15 protein-coding genes are annotated in these 14,756 nt (G+C 53.9%); 13 read left to right on the plus strand and 2 right to left on the minus strand.

The annotated features are described in order from the left end of the window. Positions 1-6 precede the first annotated feature (6 nt). The 6 genes from PUT07_RS13360 to PUT07_RS13385 all read left to right on the plus strand — a co-directional run bounded on the left by PUT07_RS13360 (position 7) and on the right by PUT07_RS13385 (position 7,653). A complete protein-coding gene (locus PUT07_RS13360) occupies positions 7-876 on the plus strand; it encodes a carbohydrate ABC transporter permease (protein WP_274468570.1) in 870 nt (289 codons plus the stop codon). Positions 877-888: 12 nt separating this feature from the next. Continuing rightward, complete coding sequence (locus tag PUT07_RS13365) at positions 889-2,184, plus strand: CehA/McbA family metallohydrolase (protein ID WP_274468571.1); 1,296 nt, start codon at positions 889-891, stop codon at positions 2,182-2,184. Positions 2,185-2,235: 51 nt separating this feature from the next. Continuing rightward, complete coding sequence (locus PUT07_RS13370; RefSeq protein WP_274468573.1) at positions 2,236-4,851, plus strand: DUF5054 domain-containing protein; 2,616 nt, start codon at positions 2,236-2,238, stop codon at positions 4,849-4,851. Between the two features lie 87 nt (positions 4,852-4,938). Further along, positions 4,939-5,943, plus strand: coding sequence for a LacI family DNA-binding transcriptional regulator (locus tag PUT07_RS13375; RefSeq protein WP_274468574.1), 1,005 nt, complete (start codon positions 4,939-4,941; stop codon positions 5,941-5,943). Positions 5,944-6,111: 168 nt separating this feature from the next. After that, positions 6,112-6,870 carry an MgtC/SapB family protein gene (locus PUT07_RS13380; protein ID WP_274468575.1) on the plus strand — a complete coding sequence of 253 codons (759 nt, stop codon included), beginning with the start codon at positions 6,112-6,114 and terminating at the stop codon, positions 6,868-6,870. A gap of 15 nt (positions 6,871-6,885) precedes the next feature. Further along, positions 6,886-7,653, plus strand: a complete 768-nt coding sequence (locus PUT07_RS13385; RefSeq protein WP_274468577.1) for a glycerophosphodiester phosphodiesterase — start codon at positions 6,886-6,888, stop codon at positions 7,651-7,653. Between the two features lie 85 nt (positions 7,654-7,738). Here PUT07_RS13385 and PUT07_RS13390 read toward each other — a convergent pair whose 3' ends face one another. Then, positions 7,739-8,083 (minus strand): DUF1904 family protein, encoded by a 345-nt coding sequence (locus PUT07_RS13390; protein ID WP_274468578.1) that lies wholly within the window; start codon positions 8,081-8,083, stop codon positions 7,739-7,741. A 220-nt stretch (positions 8,084-8,303) separates the two neighbouring features. Here PUT07_RS13390 and PUT07_RS13395 point away from each other — a divergent pair, with 220 nt between their 5' ends. Next, on the plus strand, positions 8,304-8,660 hold the full coding sequence (locus PUT07_RS13395; RefSeq protein ID WP_274468580.1) for a hypothetical protein: 357 nt from the start codon (positions 8,304-8,306) through the stop codon (positions 8,658-8,660). Positions 8,661-8,730: 70 nt separating this feature from the next. On the opposite strand, the gene PUT07_RS13400 is transcribed toward PUT07_RS13395, so the two are convergent. After that, a complete protein-coding gene (locus PUT07_RS13400; RefSeq protein ID WP_274468581.1) occupies positions 8,731-9,210 on the minus strand; it encodes a C40 family peptidase in 480 nt (159 codons plus the stop codon). A 182-nt stretch (positions 9,211-9,392) separates the two neighbouring features. Here PUT07_RS13400 and PUT07_RS13405 point away from each other — a divergent pair, with 182 nt between their 5' ends. From PUT07_RS13405 to PUT07_RS13430, 6 genes are all read left to right on the plus strand, one after another. Continuing rightward, entirely contained in the window at positions 9,393-10,265 is an 873-nt protein-coding gene (locus PUT07_RS13405) for an aminoglycoside 6-adenylyltransferase (RefSeq protein ID WP_274468582.1), read from the plus strand. Positions 10,266-10,285: 20 nt separating this feature from the next. Further along, entirely contained in the window at positions 10,286-11,170 is an 885-nt protein-coding gene (locus PUT07_RS13410) for a nucleoside hydrolase (RefSeq protein ID WP_274468584.1), read from the plus strand. Positions 11,171-11,195: 25 nt separating this feature from the next. Next, on the plus strand, positions 11,196-11,357 hold the full coding sequence (locus PUT07_RS13415; RefSeq protein ID WP_274468585.1) for a hypothetical protein: 162 nt from the start codon (positions 11,196-11,198) through the stop codon (positions 11,355-11,357). Between the two features lie 80 nt (positions 11,358-11,437). Further along, complete coding sequence (locus PUT07_RS13420; protein WP_274468586.1) at positions 11,438-12,958, plus strand: MDR family MFS transporter; 1,521 nt, start codon at positions 11,438-11,440, stop codon at positions 12,956-12,958. Between the two features lie 173 nt (positions 12,959-13,131). Further along, positions 13,132-13,734, plus strand: coding sequence for a hypothetical protein (locus PUT07_RS13425; protein WP_274468587.1), 603 nt, complete (start codon positions 13,132-13,134; stop codon positions 13,732-13,734). Positions 13,735-13,787: 53 nt separating this feature from the next. After that, entirely contained in the window at positions 13,788-14,654 is an 867-nt protein-coding gene (locus PUT07_RS13430; protein WP_274468588.1) for a VOC family protein, read from the plus strand. The last annotated feature ends 102 nt before the right edge of the window (positions 14,655-14,756 follow it).

Genomic DNA, 14,756 nt, shown 5'->3' on the forward strand with positions numbered 1-14,756 from the left:
AACTTCATGAAAGTCAACAAAATGAATACAAGCTGGGGAAGCCGGTTGTTCGATGGAGTTAACCTTCTTTTTCTCATGCTGCTGCTTGCTACGATGCTCATTCCATTGCTCAATACGTTCGCGCTCGCGTTCTCATCTAATTTTGCTTCCATGCAGCCGGGCATCATTCTATATCCAAGAGAGTTCAGCCTTCAAGGCTTCACAACCGTTTGGAATCGCATGCAATTGTATTTGCCGTTCATGAACAATGTAATCGTAACGCTTGTAGGTACGGTATGCCATGTATTCTTGTGCTCGATGGCAGGATACGTACTGATCCAGAAGGGACTGCCGGGTAAAAAGCTGATGGTCTCCGCAATTTTGCTTACCATGACGATTCCAGGAGAAGCGATCATGATCCCGCTATATGTGGTGAATAAGGAGCTTGGCCTGTTAAATTCATTAACGGCATTAATCATGTCCGGCTTGGTGTCCGGATTCAGCATTTTGCTGATGCGTAATTTCTTCTTGTCCGTGCCCGGCGAAATGTCGGAATCCGCTACGATGGACGGAGCCGGAGCGTTCCGTATTTTCTTCACCATGTATATCCCGCTGGCAGCGGCAGGGCTTGCGACGGTAACGCTGTTCGAATTCGTCAGCCGGTGGAATCAGTTTACGCCTGCGCTGCTGTTCATCAGCAATCATGCGAAGTATACGCTGCAAATCGCCTTGAAATCGCTAATTGTCGATACGGATTCTACGTCGAGCAATTTTATCGTGACGACCAACGTGCGAATGGCCGGTATTGTCATCGCGCTGATCCCGCTCGTCATTATTTATCCTTATGTGCAGAAATATTTCGTCAAGGGCATTCTAGTCGGTGCCAATAAAGAGTAAGCGGAAGGATGCGTGAAAAGCGATATGATGTTGATGGATCAACGAAGAAAACAAATCGAAACGTATCGAAGAGTGATTGTGCATGCGGAGCAGAGCACTTACCTTGAGGTGCCGTTCCAGATGCCTGAGCAGGTAGAGGAAATTCATGTGAACTTCATAGTGCGCTCGCTTGGCGAATCCAGACCGGTCATCGATCTGGGCATAAGGGACAGCCGGAAGGTACGGGGCTGGAGCGGCGGCGCCCGCACCGGGTTCTTCATCGGGCTGGAGAAGGCGACGCCCGGCTATTTGCCGGGGGAGCTGCAGAGCGGCGATTGGGCGGTGCTGCATAACGCTTATAAGGTGCCGGAGGAAGGCTGCGAAGTGGAGCTGACCGTAACGTTCTATTTCCAGACGCCGCGATGGTTGAAGGGAGATCTGCATACGCATAGCGTTAACAGCGACGGTTCTTATACCTTAGAGGAAAGCGCCGCCATTATGGAAGAGCTTGGCTGCGATTTCATCGCCATGACGGATCACAATGCCGTCAGCCAGAATTATACATACCCTCGCAGCACATCGGTCGTCATGATTCCGGGCATGGAGTTTACGACCAATTTCGGGCACAGCAATTTCCTGGGGATTGCCGAGCCGATCGACGATTTCCGGGTGAGCAATCAAGCGGACGTGAACGCCCGGCTGGCGACTGCGCGCGAGCGAGGCGCCAAAATCGTGCTTAACCATCCGCATTGCGACTATTGTCCGTGGGAGTGGGACTTGCAGGTCGATCACGATTGGTGGGAAGTATGGAACGGCCCTTGGACGGCCCGCAATGACCGTGCGCTGGCGTGGTGGCAGGAACAGCTTGCTTCGGGCCGGCGGCTTGTCGCAATCGGGGGCAGCGATGTGCATCGCCCTGATCCGTACGTCAAGCATGCCATGCCGTGTACGTGGGTATATGCCGCGACGAGAACGGTTCCAGGCATCCTGGAAGCGATTGGCCAAGGCCGCGTTGCCATCACGTATTCGCCTGAGGGACCGTTCGCGCAGCTGGCTTGCGGCGCTTACATGACGGGAGATGCGGTGCCCGCTGACGCTGCGGAGCCTGTTAAGGTGCATGTGCAGCAGCTGCTCGCCGGCGATGAGATCAAGCTGATCAGCGAACTTGGTGTCGAGCGGACGGAGATTTGTACGACTGCCGGATCAATCGATTTCGAGGTTGAACGGAGCGGCCGGCTGTTCTACCGCGTAGAAGTATGGCGCCATTTCGAGGAAGTGAATCAGACCTTAATGGCGGGACTTACCAATCCGATATATTTCGAGAAGTGACCGGAGTGCGAGGAGCTTGCATTCGGCTAACGGGCGGGAGGAGACAGGGGCATGACGGTAGAGAAAATTTATGTCGTATTTAAAACGCATTTTGATATTGGTTTTACAGGTTTGGCATCCGATGTCGTGCAGAGATACAGAACGGAGATGTTGAAGGATGTCATCGATATTTGCGAAAAGACGCAAGACAATGCCGAGCGTGAGCAATACGTCTGGACGATGTCGGCGTGGCCGCTGCTTCAGTCGCTGATTGGCAGCAGCGCAGAGGAGCAAGAGAAGGCGCAGGCTTTTCTGCACAACAGGCAGTTGATTTGGCATAAGCTCCCTTATACGACGCATACGGAATTTTGCGGTTTGGAGGAATGGATTCGCGGCATGTATGTCTCGAAGGGACTGACGGACCGCTTCGGATATGACCCGAAGGACGCCAAAATGACGGATGTCCCGGGACATACGTGGATCGTGCCGTCTTTGCTGAAGAAAGCCGGCGTGGACATCCTGCACCTCGGCTGTAACCCGGCAACGACGCCGCCTGACGTGCCGCCTGTTTTCTATTGGGAAGGTCCGGACGGCGAGAGGCTGTTGACCTTCTATTCCAAGGGCTCTTATGGCACGGGAATTTTGCCGCCGCCGGAATGGAAGCATCCGGTCTGGCTCGCCATGATTCAGACCAGCGACAATCACGGACCGCATGAGGCCGGCATTATCGAAGAGATGAAGGCCTCGATTCGGGACAGCGGCTCGTCCGCTCAACTGCATATCGGCTCTCTGGGCGATTTCGCTGCGGATTTCCTCTCGAGGAATCCGGAAATACCGGTGGTGCGCGGCGATATGGCCGATTCATGGATTCACGGCGTAGGCACTGCACCGCGTGAGGTGTCCAGAGTGAGAGCGCTGCGGAGTGAGATTGCGGCGGTGGAAAGCGCGCTGGCGGTCAGCCGGTTAGCCGATGAGAAGCCGGGAAGCCGAGAGGCGGCCAAAGCGGTCATCGATGCAAGCTACGAGCAAACGCTGCTGTTCGGCGAGCACACATGGGGAATGGATTGCAAAACATTCCTGTTCCCGAGGGCCGCATACGACAAGAAGTCATTCCTGGAGTTGAAGCAAACGGAGCGTTATCAGCGAATGGAGCAGTCCTGGGCGGAGCAAGCCGATTACTTGAACAAGGCTGAAGATTTGCTCAATGAAGCGAAAGCGATGCTGCATACGGAGCCGTCACCTGGCGAGAAAGCGCTGCGGGTTCATCACTCGCTCGGTTGGAAACGCAGCGGCAAAGCGTTCATCGCAGCCTGCGACCTGCCTGACGAGCATGAAACGCTGATCGATGCGGAATCGGGTGAAGCGATTGTACTGCAGCCTTGCGAGGGCGGCGCGGAAGCTTGGATTGACGGGCTCCCTGCGCTCGGGTATAAGACGCTGCGCTATGTGAAGACGGATCAGCTTGGCGCCCCGGTACCGCAGGTGACCGATAAGCAGTTGAAGAGCTATGTAACGGAGACCGAAGCCGTCATCGAGAACGCGCATATGGTCGTTCAGGTGGACCGCCGCACAGGTTGGATTCGAAGTCTCTGGGACAAAAAGCTGCGGAAAGAATGGATTGACCGCACTTCTGAAAACGGTTTCGGACAGTATGTCTACGATATTTATTCCAATCAGGAAATTACGCGTTATTTGAAGAAATATGCTTACCGGTTCTACGATTGGGGCGTTCACGATTTCGGTAAAACGGATTATCCCGAAGGACAGCGAAGACTCACGTTTACAACCGACCGCGTTGACGTGCGTGTCATGGAAGAGGGGCATGCCGTCCGTATCCTCTGCTCGGCGATGTCCGAGACGGAAACAACGTCAGCGTACGGAAACGCGCCCAAAGTGGAATGGAGCTATTCCCTGGGTGTGGATGCGCCATACTTGGATTTGGACTATATGCTGCATGACAAGCAGGAAACGCCGCTCGCGGAGTCGGGCCATATCGTGTTCCCGCTCATGCTGGAACGGCCGCAATTCAGCGTGAACAAGCTAGGGTCGGTCGTCAATCCCGTCACGGATACGATACGTTCCTCCAGTACTTTGCTGCACTGCTGCGAACACTTTGTGGATGTCTCCAACGGCTTTGCCGGCATGGCGATTATTGCCCAGGATTCACCGCTCTTTTTCATCGGGAAGAACGGCATGTGGGACTATGAGCATGCGTATAAGCCCGAGAAACCGGAGCTGCATTTCAATCTGTTCAACAATTGGTGGGGAACGAATTTCCCGCAATGGAGCGGGGGAGATTTGCGCTACCGCTACAGGCTTGTCCCTCATGCCGGCGATTGGCGGCAGGGCGAGGTTTGGCGGATCGCGCAGGAAACGATGCATCGGACCGTGACGGCTGCGGTGCAAGCCGATACGCAGCATCCCGTTCAGGAGCTGCTTCCGGCGGGGCTGGACGGGATGGCAGTCACCTGTCTGAAAGCCGCAGAGAACGGCGAGGGCTTCATCCTTCGTCTCCGCGAATGCAAGGGAGAGAGCAGACTCGTCGAGATCGTGCTCCCGGAAGTCGTGAAGGAGCTGCGGATCACGAATCTTCTAGAGCAGGATGAGGAGGTCGCGACGATGAACCGGCACCATTACGGGCTGTTCACGAAGCCCTTCGAGGTGCATACGCTGCGGCTTGTTATGTAACGGCGGCCCTTCATATTTACAGTGTGCGGATCTTATCGTATGATAGACCCAAAATGCGATAGAACCGAACGTTGAGAGGGGCATGGAATGAAACCGACTATCTACGACGTGGCGCAAGCCGCCGGAGTATCGATCGCCACCGTATCCAAGGTGATTAACGAGACGGGCCGCATCAGCGAGAAAACGCGGGCGCATGTGCAGCAGGTCATGCAGCAGCTGAAATACAAGCCGAGCATGGTCGCGTCCGCACTGACAGGGAAGAGCACGTATACGATCGGGCTTACGCTGCCTGATTTGGCCAACCCGTTCTTTGCCGAAATAGCCCGTGCGGTGGAGGACAGGGGACACGAGTGCGGCTTCAGCGTGTTTATTTGCTCGACGGATAATGATCCGGATAAGGAAGTGAAATATTTATCCCTGCTCACGCAGAAGCGGGTGGACGGGATGATATCCGCAACCCGGATTCAGAACGACCGCTTTCTCAAGAAGCTGATCCAGCACAATATCCCGATCGCTTTAATTACTGGCGAAATGCCAACTCTGGCAGTCGATACGGTGATGGTCGACGATTATCTGGGGGGATTCCAAGCAGGCAGCCATCTGGTGGAGCTGGGCCATAGGCATATTGCGATCCTTGTGGAAGATCCGGATAATACGAGCAACCGCGAGCGGATCAGAGGCTGCAAGCAAGCCTTAGCCAATGCGGGCTTACAGGTGGAGGAGCGGCATATCGCTACCGGAGGCTTCACGGTAGAGACCGGCCACAAGGCGATGGCACAGCTGATCGGATTGGAGGATCGCCCGACCGCCGTGTTCGCCTGCAACGATTTGCTGGCGATCGGCGCTATACGGGCAGCCAGGGAAGCGGGTCTGCAGCTGCCGCGCGATCTTTCGGTCGTAGGCTTTGACAATACGATTCTGGCAACGTTAATTGATCCGCCGCTCACGACGATCGCACAGCCGATCCAGGAGATCGGACGCCGGGCGGTCGACCTGCTCGTCCAGGAGATCCAAGGGGAGAAAGTGCTGAAGCAGCGGGTTGTCCTGCTGCCGGAGCTTGTATTGCGTCATTCAACAGGTACATACAGGTAGACAGTAGACTGTCCCCGCTTGCTGCGTGAACATGCGGCAGGTATGGCGGTCTAGCTTTTTGTCAAAAGGTTAAGCGCTTACCTTACCATGGATGGGTGCGGATACTGTGATTAGGGAAGCTAAAGCCAAAATAAGCATGTCCAAAGTCAGAAGGGAGAATGTCATCACATGACGGGAACTGCGAGTGTGTGGACGATTAGTCATAGCGAGCTGTTATTGCGGTTAGTGCTCGCTGTTTTCATGGGAGGGGCAGTCGGGATCGAACGGGAATGGCATAATCATGCTGCGGGCTTCCGAACGCATATCCTAGTATGCTTGGGTTCGACGACGATCATGCTGCTGTCGATGTACGGATTCTCCGAGTTCGCGAACGAGCCGAACGTGCGAATGGATCCGGCCCGCCTGGCCGCTCAGGTGATCAGCGGAATCGGCTTTATCGGAGCCGGTGCGATCCTGCGGAACGGCTCCGTGATCAGCGGCTTGACGACGGCCGCTTCGATCTGGGTCGTTGCCGGAATCGGCTTATGTATCGGTGCAGGCTTTACTTATGCAGCCGTCTTCGCGACCATGCTTTCCCTGATTTCCTTGTTCGCCCTGAACAAATGGGAGAAGCATGTGATGCGCAACCGGCGGTATCACGAAATGACCATCAAGACGCTGGATAATCCGAGTGCGCTGGCGCAAATCGCCACTGCGCTAAGCAGGGAAGGCATTCAAATCATGAAGGTGAAAATGTCACGCCATGAGGCTTCGAGGAACTCCGGGGAAGTCACTTCCATGCAGCTGGAATTCGTGCTTCATGCACAGAATTCGGTTAAGCTGATGGAGGCCATGGAGCAGGTTCATATGTTAGATTTCGTCATCAAGACGGAATCCGGGGGCAAGGCGCTGGACATTGCCCAACGCGGTATTCGGCAGGTACATTAGGAAGGAGATGGGCATATGGAAGTGTTCCCCAAAATAACCGCTCATACCGGCTGCATGGGCATGCCGGACAATACGCGGAGATCGCTTGAAGCCGGACTGCGCAGCGGAGCCGATATTCTGGAGGAGGATCTGCTCCTGACGGCCGACGGCGTCCTGGTGTTGTCCCACGACGATCTAGTTCGGTTGGCCGACGGAACGGAGCGGCTCATCTCACAGTTAAGCTTCGCCCAGCTCAGCGAGCTGGAAGTGAGAGCCCATGGCGGTGTGCCGGGCGAGATGATGAAGGTGCTTCCGTTGGATGCCATCCTGCCTTTCTGTGAAGCGCCGGGCATCGCGATGAATCTGGATCTCAAATCCGACGCGTGTGTCGAGCCCGTTGCGGCATGGGTAGAACAGCATGGGCTGACGCAGCGGGTACTCCTGTCGGGTTGTGAGCTCGAACGTGCGCTGCTCGTTCAACAGGTGAACCCGCAGCTGCGTAAGCTGCTGAACGTCGATCCGGCCGTATTCACCGCGCACGGCTATATGGACGCGGTTCGTCTCATCTGCGAAGACGCTGTCCGTGCTCATTGCTTCGGACTCAATCTAAACTATTCAGTCGTAAGACCGGAGCTGATTCGATTCGCTGCGAAATACGGCTTGGAGGTTTATGTCTGGACGGTCAATGACGAACCGCTGATGAAGACGTTTATAGCAATGGGCGTTCACTCGATTACAACAAGGAATGTGGCGGCGTTGATGGGTTGGAAATATAAATACCAGAATGGAACGGTGAATGAATAGCCGTCATCGTGATGGCCCTTATGCAAATAAAACCCGAGGCATGCCTCGGGTTTTTCCTGCGTAACGGAAGTGTGCGTATGTACGCTCAAGTGAGCGAAATCGGCTCTTCCAGATTCGATTTCAGGGGTTGTCCTTCTTTATAGTACAGGTGCGGCGAAAGCAGGATGAAGAAGATGTGAACCTCACCGAAACCGTGCGCGGCCAGCAGGTTGTTCATGGCTAGTGCGATGCGGTCGTGCATGTCCTGATCTCTCGGGAACATCATAATCTCCAGCGATTGCGGGGAATTGTTCAGCTGCTCGACCAGGAGAAGCTCAATTTTTACTTTTTGCTGCACAACACCTGTAATTCTAGAAAACTCTTCAATAATATCGCTTGAAATCGAAGTCACGAAATCGCTCTGAAATCCTTTGAAACGGAGAAAAGGCATGCTGATTCCTTCTTTGCATAGTTGTTAGCGAATTTAATCATTCTATTGAAAAGTCATCGCAAAAACAAAATCAATTTTAGATGATATCATTCTCGGAACTAGATCGGTAAAGGCAGGAAGGGCCTCCCCGCAAAAAAATTCAGGATGGCGTGAACGATCTTCCGGGCCTGGACGTAATATAGTTGTTCATAACAGAAAAAGAAGGCATGGAGGGATTTCAATGGCAAGAAATATTGAATTTACGAAAGATAGCCTTATTCTTCATCTATCAGGATTAACAAGCGCCGCGGCGTTGAAACGCGAGGTAGACATTCCATATAGCCAAATCAAGCTAGCCACCGTCGACGATTACAAGCTTTCCATGTTTCGCTTCAGAGTCGGTACTTCGATTGCTGATATTCGCGAGGGCCGGTTCCTGATCGGTGACCGCTGGTGCTTCGTATCTTACGAAAATCATCAGGACGTCGTCATACTTGAGCTTGAAGGACACGAATTCGGAAAAGTCATATTTCAAATTGACGAACCGCACGCTGTTCTAGCCACAATTCATGAACACCTGCCTGCCGTCCATTCTTAGCCATCAAATAAAAAAAGAGAGAGTTCAGGATTAGCATTTCCTTGAACTCTCTTTTTCAATCCGGCGGGTGCTAGTAATGTCTAGCTGTTATGTATCTGCTGCCCCAGTATCCGGTGTTCAATGATTTGATCACGACACCTTCACTCTTCGTGTTGCTGATGAAATTGCCATTCCCGACATAAATGCCGACGTGGTCGATCTGCCCAGGCCTGCTGACGCTGAACATGACCAGATCGCCGATCGCCAATTGGCTCTTGCTAGGCACTCTGGATCCGAAGCTTGTCTGCGCCTTGGAGCCCCAAGGAAGATTGACGCCGTTCTTCTTGAATACAAACTGCGTGAACGCGGAGCAATCGAACACCAAGTGTTGAGGATCTCTCGTACCGAAACGGTAGGTTACTCGACCGATATATGATTTTGCTGTATTTACAAACTTATGGCCGTTGGTCGCATAAATTTCTTGAGCCGAGGCGGAAGCAGGCATGGACAGTCCCGCTGTCGAAAATAAAACGGATAGAGCAACCGAAGTGGAAAGAATTAATTTTTTCAAAAGAAATCGCACATCCTTTTTCCAGTTTTGGTAGTTAAGCGTTTGTATGGGATTACTGTACCATAGAAAAACTTAGTGATCCCTAGTTGATTACTGGGTCTAGTGGGGATATTGCCCAAGGTAAATATTGTGAGTCGATGAGATGTGGCAGTCGGACGATATACATAAGGAGAGATGTGTTAGTGAGAACGGAAAAAGAAATGATGGATTTCATTCTTGCCTTTGCCGAGGAGAACGACTGCGTTCGAGCTGTCATAATGAACGGTTCGCGGGTGAATCCGGAGGCGCCGCGCGACATTTTTCAGGACTATGACATCGTGTTCTTCGTCACCTCGGTAGCCGCATTTGTCGAGGATCGCAGCTGGATCGAACGGTTCGGGGAGCTGATTATCATGCAGACGCCCGACGAGATGGACGGCGAATGGATGCGTCCTTTGCAGCGTTTTGCATTTCTTATGCAATTTACCGACGGCAACCGGATCGACTTGACGTTCTGCGCAGCAGACAGCATGGATACACTTTCAAGAGACAGCCTCAGCAAGCTGCTATTGGATAAGGACGGATCGATCGAGCCTTTTGCGGAGCCCAGCAATAGCGACTATTTGACGAAACCGCCGACGGCTGCCGAGTTCGCCGCTTGCTGCAATGAATTCTGGTGGGTCAGTACGTACATTGCCAAAGGGCTGTGGCGCAGGGAGCTCTCCTACGCGAAATTTATGTATGAAAGGCCGGTGCGCGATATGCTGGTCAGGATGCTTCAGTGGCATATCGGGATAAGAACGGGGTTCACCGCGGATTCTGGGAAATGCGGCAAATATTTCGAGCAATGGCTGGAGCCGAGGCTGTGGGAGGCATTCGTGCGGACATACCCGGACGGTGATTATGACCATATCTGGGAAGGACTTGAAACGATGTGCGGACTGTTTCGGGAGACGGCGAAGGAAGTGGCCCAGTATGGCGGCTTTGCTTATAATGTCCAGGAAGATGAGCGGGTTAGCGCCCATCTCGCTCATGTTCGTCAGCTGCCACAGGATGCGGCAGCCATATATGAATGAGCGGGAGGTTTCATCGAGCAATGAAAAAGGTGTGGTTGGATACCGATATCGGCGGCGATATTGATGATGCCCTTTGTTTGGCCTATCTGCTGCGCCAACCTGCTTGCGAGCTGATTGGCATTTCTAGCGTTGGCGGAGAAGCGGAGAAGCGAGCCATGATTGCGGACGCCATCTGCAAGGCTGCAGGCCGAAATATCCCGGTATATGCAGGGGCTGACCGGCAGCTGCTCCCAAGCAGTCTGTATCCCACGCCGGATGGGGCGCGGCGTCTTGACCAGTTCCCCCACGATACATCCTTCCGCAAGTATGAGGCCGTAGACCGGATGCGGCAGGTGATCCGCGAGCATCCGCACGAAATTTCGCTCGCCGCGATCGGCCATTTGACGAATATTGCGCTGCTCTTCGCCGTTGATCCCGGCATTCCGAAGCTGATCAAAGAGCTGTACATCATGAGCGGCGTATTCTCGGAATCGTTGGAGAGAAGCTTGAATATGCCGCAGGATAATTGGAACGCGTGGGTGGATCCTCACGCCGCAGCCATCGTTTATGCGGCGGATGTGCCGGTGATGCGCACGTTCGGGTTGAATGTCACGACGCAGCTGGTCCTGGCGCGAAGCGAGAAGCCTGATCTGTTTCAATCCGCCGTGATGCAGGCGGTGGAGGCTTTCGGCTCACCCTGGCTTGAGCACCATGAGATGACGTTCCACGATCCGCTTGTAGCGGCTTGTCTGTTCGAGCCGGAGCTGTGCGCGTACCGCAGAGGAAAGATCGAGGTGGAGTTTAGGCAAGAGCAGAGGCTTGGCATGATGGAATTTCAAGCGAGCAGCGCCGGCTGCCATGAGATCGCGTCGGATGTGAATCGGCAGCGATTTTTCGAGCACTATTACAAGATTGTCGGCACATGACCGGGAACTGAAGGGGAGGGCACTTATGCGAGAGCTTGTTGGGCAGTGCAGTGTTTGCGGCAAAGATATTTTCTGCGCGGACGGTTTCCTGGAAGGCGTGATACGGGAAGATAAGCAGCTTGAATGCTTGACTTGTTCCGAGGGCCGTTCGGAAACCGGACTACGTCTGGAGACGGATACATTTTAAATTCTCCGGTCCGATGATCTCCTGCGTCCGCGAAGGTAAGATTAACCTATACCAAATAAGTTGAAAGATGAGGTGTAGGTGTGAATAAGCAAGGCAATGACAAAAAACTCATATTAATCGGGCTCCTGCTTGGCTTGGTATTCTCGGAGCTGGATCAAACCGTGGTCTCCACGGCGCTGCCGACAATCATCCGTGAGCTGCACGGACTCTCGCTCTACGGCTGGGTGGCGGGAATTTACATGCTTTCGATCACCATGTTCATGCCGATCTTCGGCAAACTGGCCGATATTTACGGCAGGAAGAAAATTTATTTGAGCTGTGTGACGCTCTTTCTATTGGGCTCCGTCATCTGCGGCTTGTCGGGCTCAATGACGATGCTGCTTATCGGCAGATGCATGCAAGGCATCGGCGCCGGGGGATTAATGCCGCTCGGCATGATCATCATCGGCGATACGTTCCCGCTGGAGATGAGGGCCAAAGTACAGAGCCTGGTCGGTCCTTTGCTAATTCTGCCTCAGTTATTGGGCCCGACCGTCGGCGGTTACCTCGTCAGCCATGTCAGCTGGCATTGGATATTCCTGATTAATATACCGGTTGGGATGACGTCGGCCATCTTCGTCGCCAAAGGCTTGCGCGAATCCGTGAGCGACGCTAGGAAATCGATTGACTGGTGGGGAGCCGTCACGCTGGTTCTTTCCATGCTTTCCCTGTTATTGGCTCCCGTACTTATCGACGTGAAGGGCTATACATGGGGCTCGCCGGCCGTTATCGGCCTTTTGGTGCTGTCCGCTGCGCTGATTGCCGTATTCATCCGCATCGAGTCGAAAGCCCTGGAACCGATTATTCCGCTGGCCTTGTTCCGCAACCGCTCCGTCGTCGTATTATCCTGCATTGTCTTCATCACGATGCTTGGCATCATGGGCGGCATCTCCGCCTTTCCGTTCTTTGCCCAGAACGTTATGGGCATGACGCCGACAGCCTCCGGTTATTTGTCGCTGGCCTTCATGGCGGGCGCCATTCCGGCAAGTATCATTTGCGGGCGATTGATTACGCGGGTTGCCTACAAACGGCTGTTTATCGTTTCCTTTCTATTCCCGGTCGCCAGCTTCATCCTGCTGTCGCGCCTTCATACGGACACCACGGTGCTGTATATCATCGCTTCCTTCTTCATCATGGGACTGGGCATCGGGGTCTTGTTCGGTTCCGACAATTTGATCGTTCAAGAGTCTGTTGCCAAAGAGCATTCCGGCGTAGGCGTAGCGACCGTGCAATTATTCCAGGCGATCGGGACGACGCTCGGCTTCAGCATCTTCGGCAGCCTTCTATCGCGACAAATCGTCACCGGCATAACCGGCTTGTCAGGGCAATTTCCGTCAGGCACAAGCGAGACGATTATGAACGGAGGTATGCCTCAGGGGCTTTCGGCTGACCTGCTGCTGAAGATCAAGCTGGTGTTTGCGGAGAGCTTCCAGCACATATTTGCGATCAGCATCGTCTTCGCCATTGCCGCCTTCGCCGCCTGTCTGCTGTTGAAGAAGGAAGTGCTCTCCTCCAAGGAAGAGCTTCCGTCGGCACCTGCCGCAGCAGATGCCGGCATGTAAGGATATGCCAGCCCAGGTCCGTGACGAACGGGACTTGGGCTTTTTTTCAACTTTCCACATGCTGGAAGCGTCTATTCTCTGTATGGGAGATGATGATGTTTGGGGAGCGTGCGGGGACAATGCCTTGGCCAATGGTTCATTTTAGTATTGCGTTACGAGTTTGGGAGGAGGAGTTGACTCCTGAGTTCCTATTGGGGAGTTTGGCGCCGGATGCCATCCATATGAGGGAGGGGACGAACCGGCAGGACAAGGGGCGGACTCATTTGTGTCTGGACGATGGCACGATGCCGGATCTTGCGGTCATTCATCGTTTTTGCGAAGAGCGCTTACGCAGTCGGGATCCTTTCTTCAGGCAATTTGCGCTGGGCTATGCCGCTCATATATGGACGGATCTGCGTTGGACGCAGACGGTCTGGCAATCGTTTGTCGAACAAGCGGGACAGCAGCGGATCGAACCGTTTGGAGATTTGAAAAGTATCTATAATCGGGAAGTATGTCAACTGGATTATGACTTACTGAGAATGGAGAAACGAGCGGATGCTATGCTTGCTTCCGTCGCCCGTTCTCGTGCGTATTCCCTGCCGCCTTTGCTGAAGGAGCAGGAAATTGCTTCTTACGGTGATCGGGTTGTCAGGGACTTGCGGGATGCATCTATGGAGCCGCGGATCACTCCTGCGTACATAACGATGGATACGATTCAGGAGTTTATGGAACGGACATCGGAGGAACTTAGGGAGCTTATGAAGGAATGGGCACAAATGACGCGCTTGACGTAATTAAATAACTTAACTAAACTTGATTATAAATAGTAAGTCAAGGAGGCGACAGCATGAGTTCAGTTTTACCTTCGGATATGAAGCTTGGTGTCGTGAAGCTGTATGTTTCCAATCTGGAGCGCTCCATCCGCTTTTACCGGGACATCGTCGGGCTGCGGCTGGGAAGTTGCGATAGAACGAAGGCGGACCTTACGATTGACGGCAGCGAACCGTTTCTGCTGCTCGAGGAACTGCCGCATGCCACGGTGACTCCGCGCAGATCGGCTGCCGGATTGTATCATTTTGCCATTCTCCTGCCTGACCGGGCAGCGCTTGGCCGAAGCCTGAGGAATCTGATCGCTTCCGGCATCCATATCGGTCAAGCGGACCATTTGGTGAGCGAAGCGCTGTACATCACCGATCCGGATCAGAACGGGATCGAAATTTACTGCGACCGCCCGCGAAGCGCTTGGCAGCGGGACGCCGAAGGTTATTATGTGATGGCCGCGGACCCGATCGATTGGGAGGGCTTGCTGAAGGAAGCGGAAGGAACGGTCTGGAACGGGCTGCCAGCGGGCACCACAATGGGCCATATCCATTTCCATGTCAAAAGTCTGGAGCAATCCAAAGCCTTCTACTGCGATGTACTTGGCTTTGACATTGCGGCCGATGCCAGAGCCTCGATGAGAGCTTTGTTCATCTCGGCGGGCGGGTACCATCATCACATCGGGCTGAACGTCTGGGCGGGGGAAGACGCCCCGTCACGTCCGCCGCACGGCACGGGGTTAGCTTATTGCACCCTCATTTTCCCGGATGCCGAGTCCCGGAACGAAGCGGCGGAACGGTTGGCGCGCGCCGGATCGCGCTGCGCGGCAGACGGCGAGGCCCTGATCGTTACGGACCCGTCGGATATCCAATTGCGGCTGATCGTTGCGCCATGAATATGAACCTTCAGAAGCAGATGCGGAGAAATCCGACATCTGCTTTTTTGATATGCCGCTAAATCTCATTCGCGGATTGTTTGCCGGATTGTCCGTTTCGTT

This window comes from Paenibacillus sp. MAHUQ-63, assembly GCF_028765165.1.
In the GTDB taxonomy this organism is placed as follows: Bacteria; Bacillota; Bacilli; order Paenibacillales; family NBRC-103111; genus Paenibacillus_E.

Coding starts and splice junctions, on each gene's coding strand:
- PUT07_RS13430 (WP_274468588.1), top strand. CDS start 13,788: ATGAGTTCAGTTTTACCTTCGGATATGAAGCTTGGTGTCGTGAAGCTG.
- PUT07_RS13390 (WP_274468578.1), bottom strand. CDS start 8,083: ATGCCTTTTCTCCGTTTCAAAGGATTTCAGAGCGATTTCGTGACTTCG.
- PUT07_RS13375 (WP_274468574.1), top strand. CDS start 4,939: ATGAAACCGACTATCTACGACGTGGCGCAAGCCGCCGGAGTATCGATC.
- PUT07_RS13380 (WP_274468575.1), top strand. CDS start 6,112: ATGACGGGAACTGCGAGTGTGTGGACGATTAGTCATAGCGAGCTGTTA.
- PUT07_RS13410 (WP_274468584.1), top strand. CDS start 10,286: ATGAAAAAGGTGTGGTTGGATACCGATATCGGCGGCGATATTGATGAT.
- PUT07_RS13395 (WP_274468580.1), top strand. CDS start 8,304: ATGGCAAGAAATATTGAATTTACGAAAGATAGCCTTATTCTTCATCTA.
- PUT07_RS13370 (WP_274468573.1), top strand. CDS start 2,236: ATGACGGTAGAGAAAATTTATGTCGTATTTAAAACGCATTTTGATATT.
- PUT07_RS13360 (WP_274468570.1), top strand. CDS start 7: ATGAAAGTCAACAAAATGAATACAAGCTGGGGAAGCCGGTTGTTCGAT.
- PUT07_RS13415 (WP_274468585.1), top strand. CDS start 11,196: ATGCGAGAGCTTGTTGGGCAGTGCAGTGTTTGCGGCAAAGATATTTTC.
- PUT07_RS13385 (WP_274468577.1), top strand. CDS start 6,886: ATGGAAGTGTTCCCCAAAATAACCGCTCATACCGGCTGCATGGGCATG.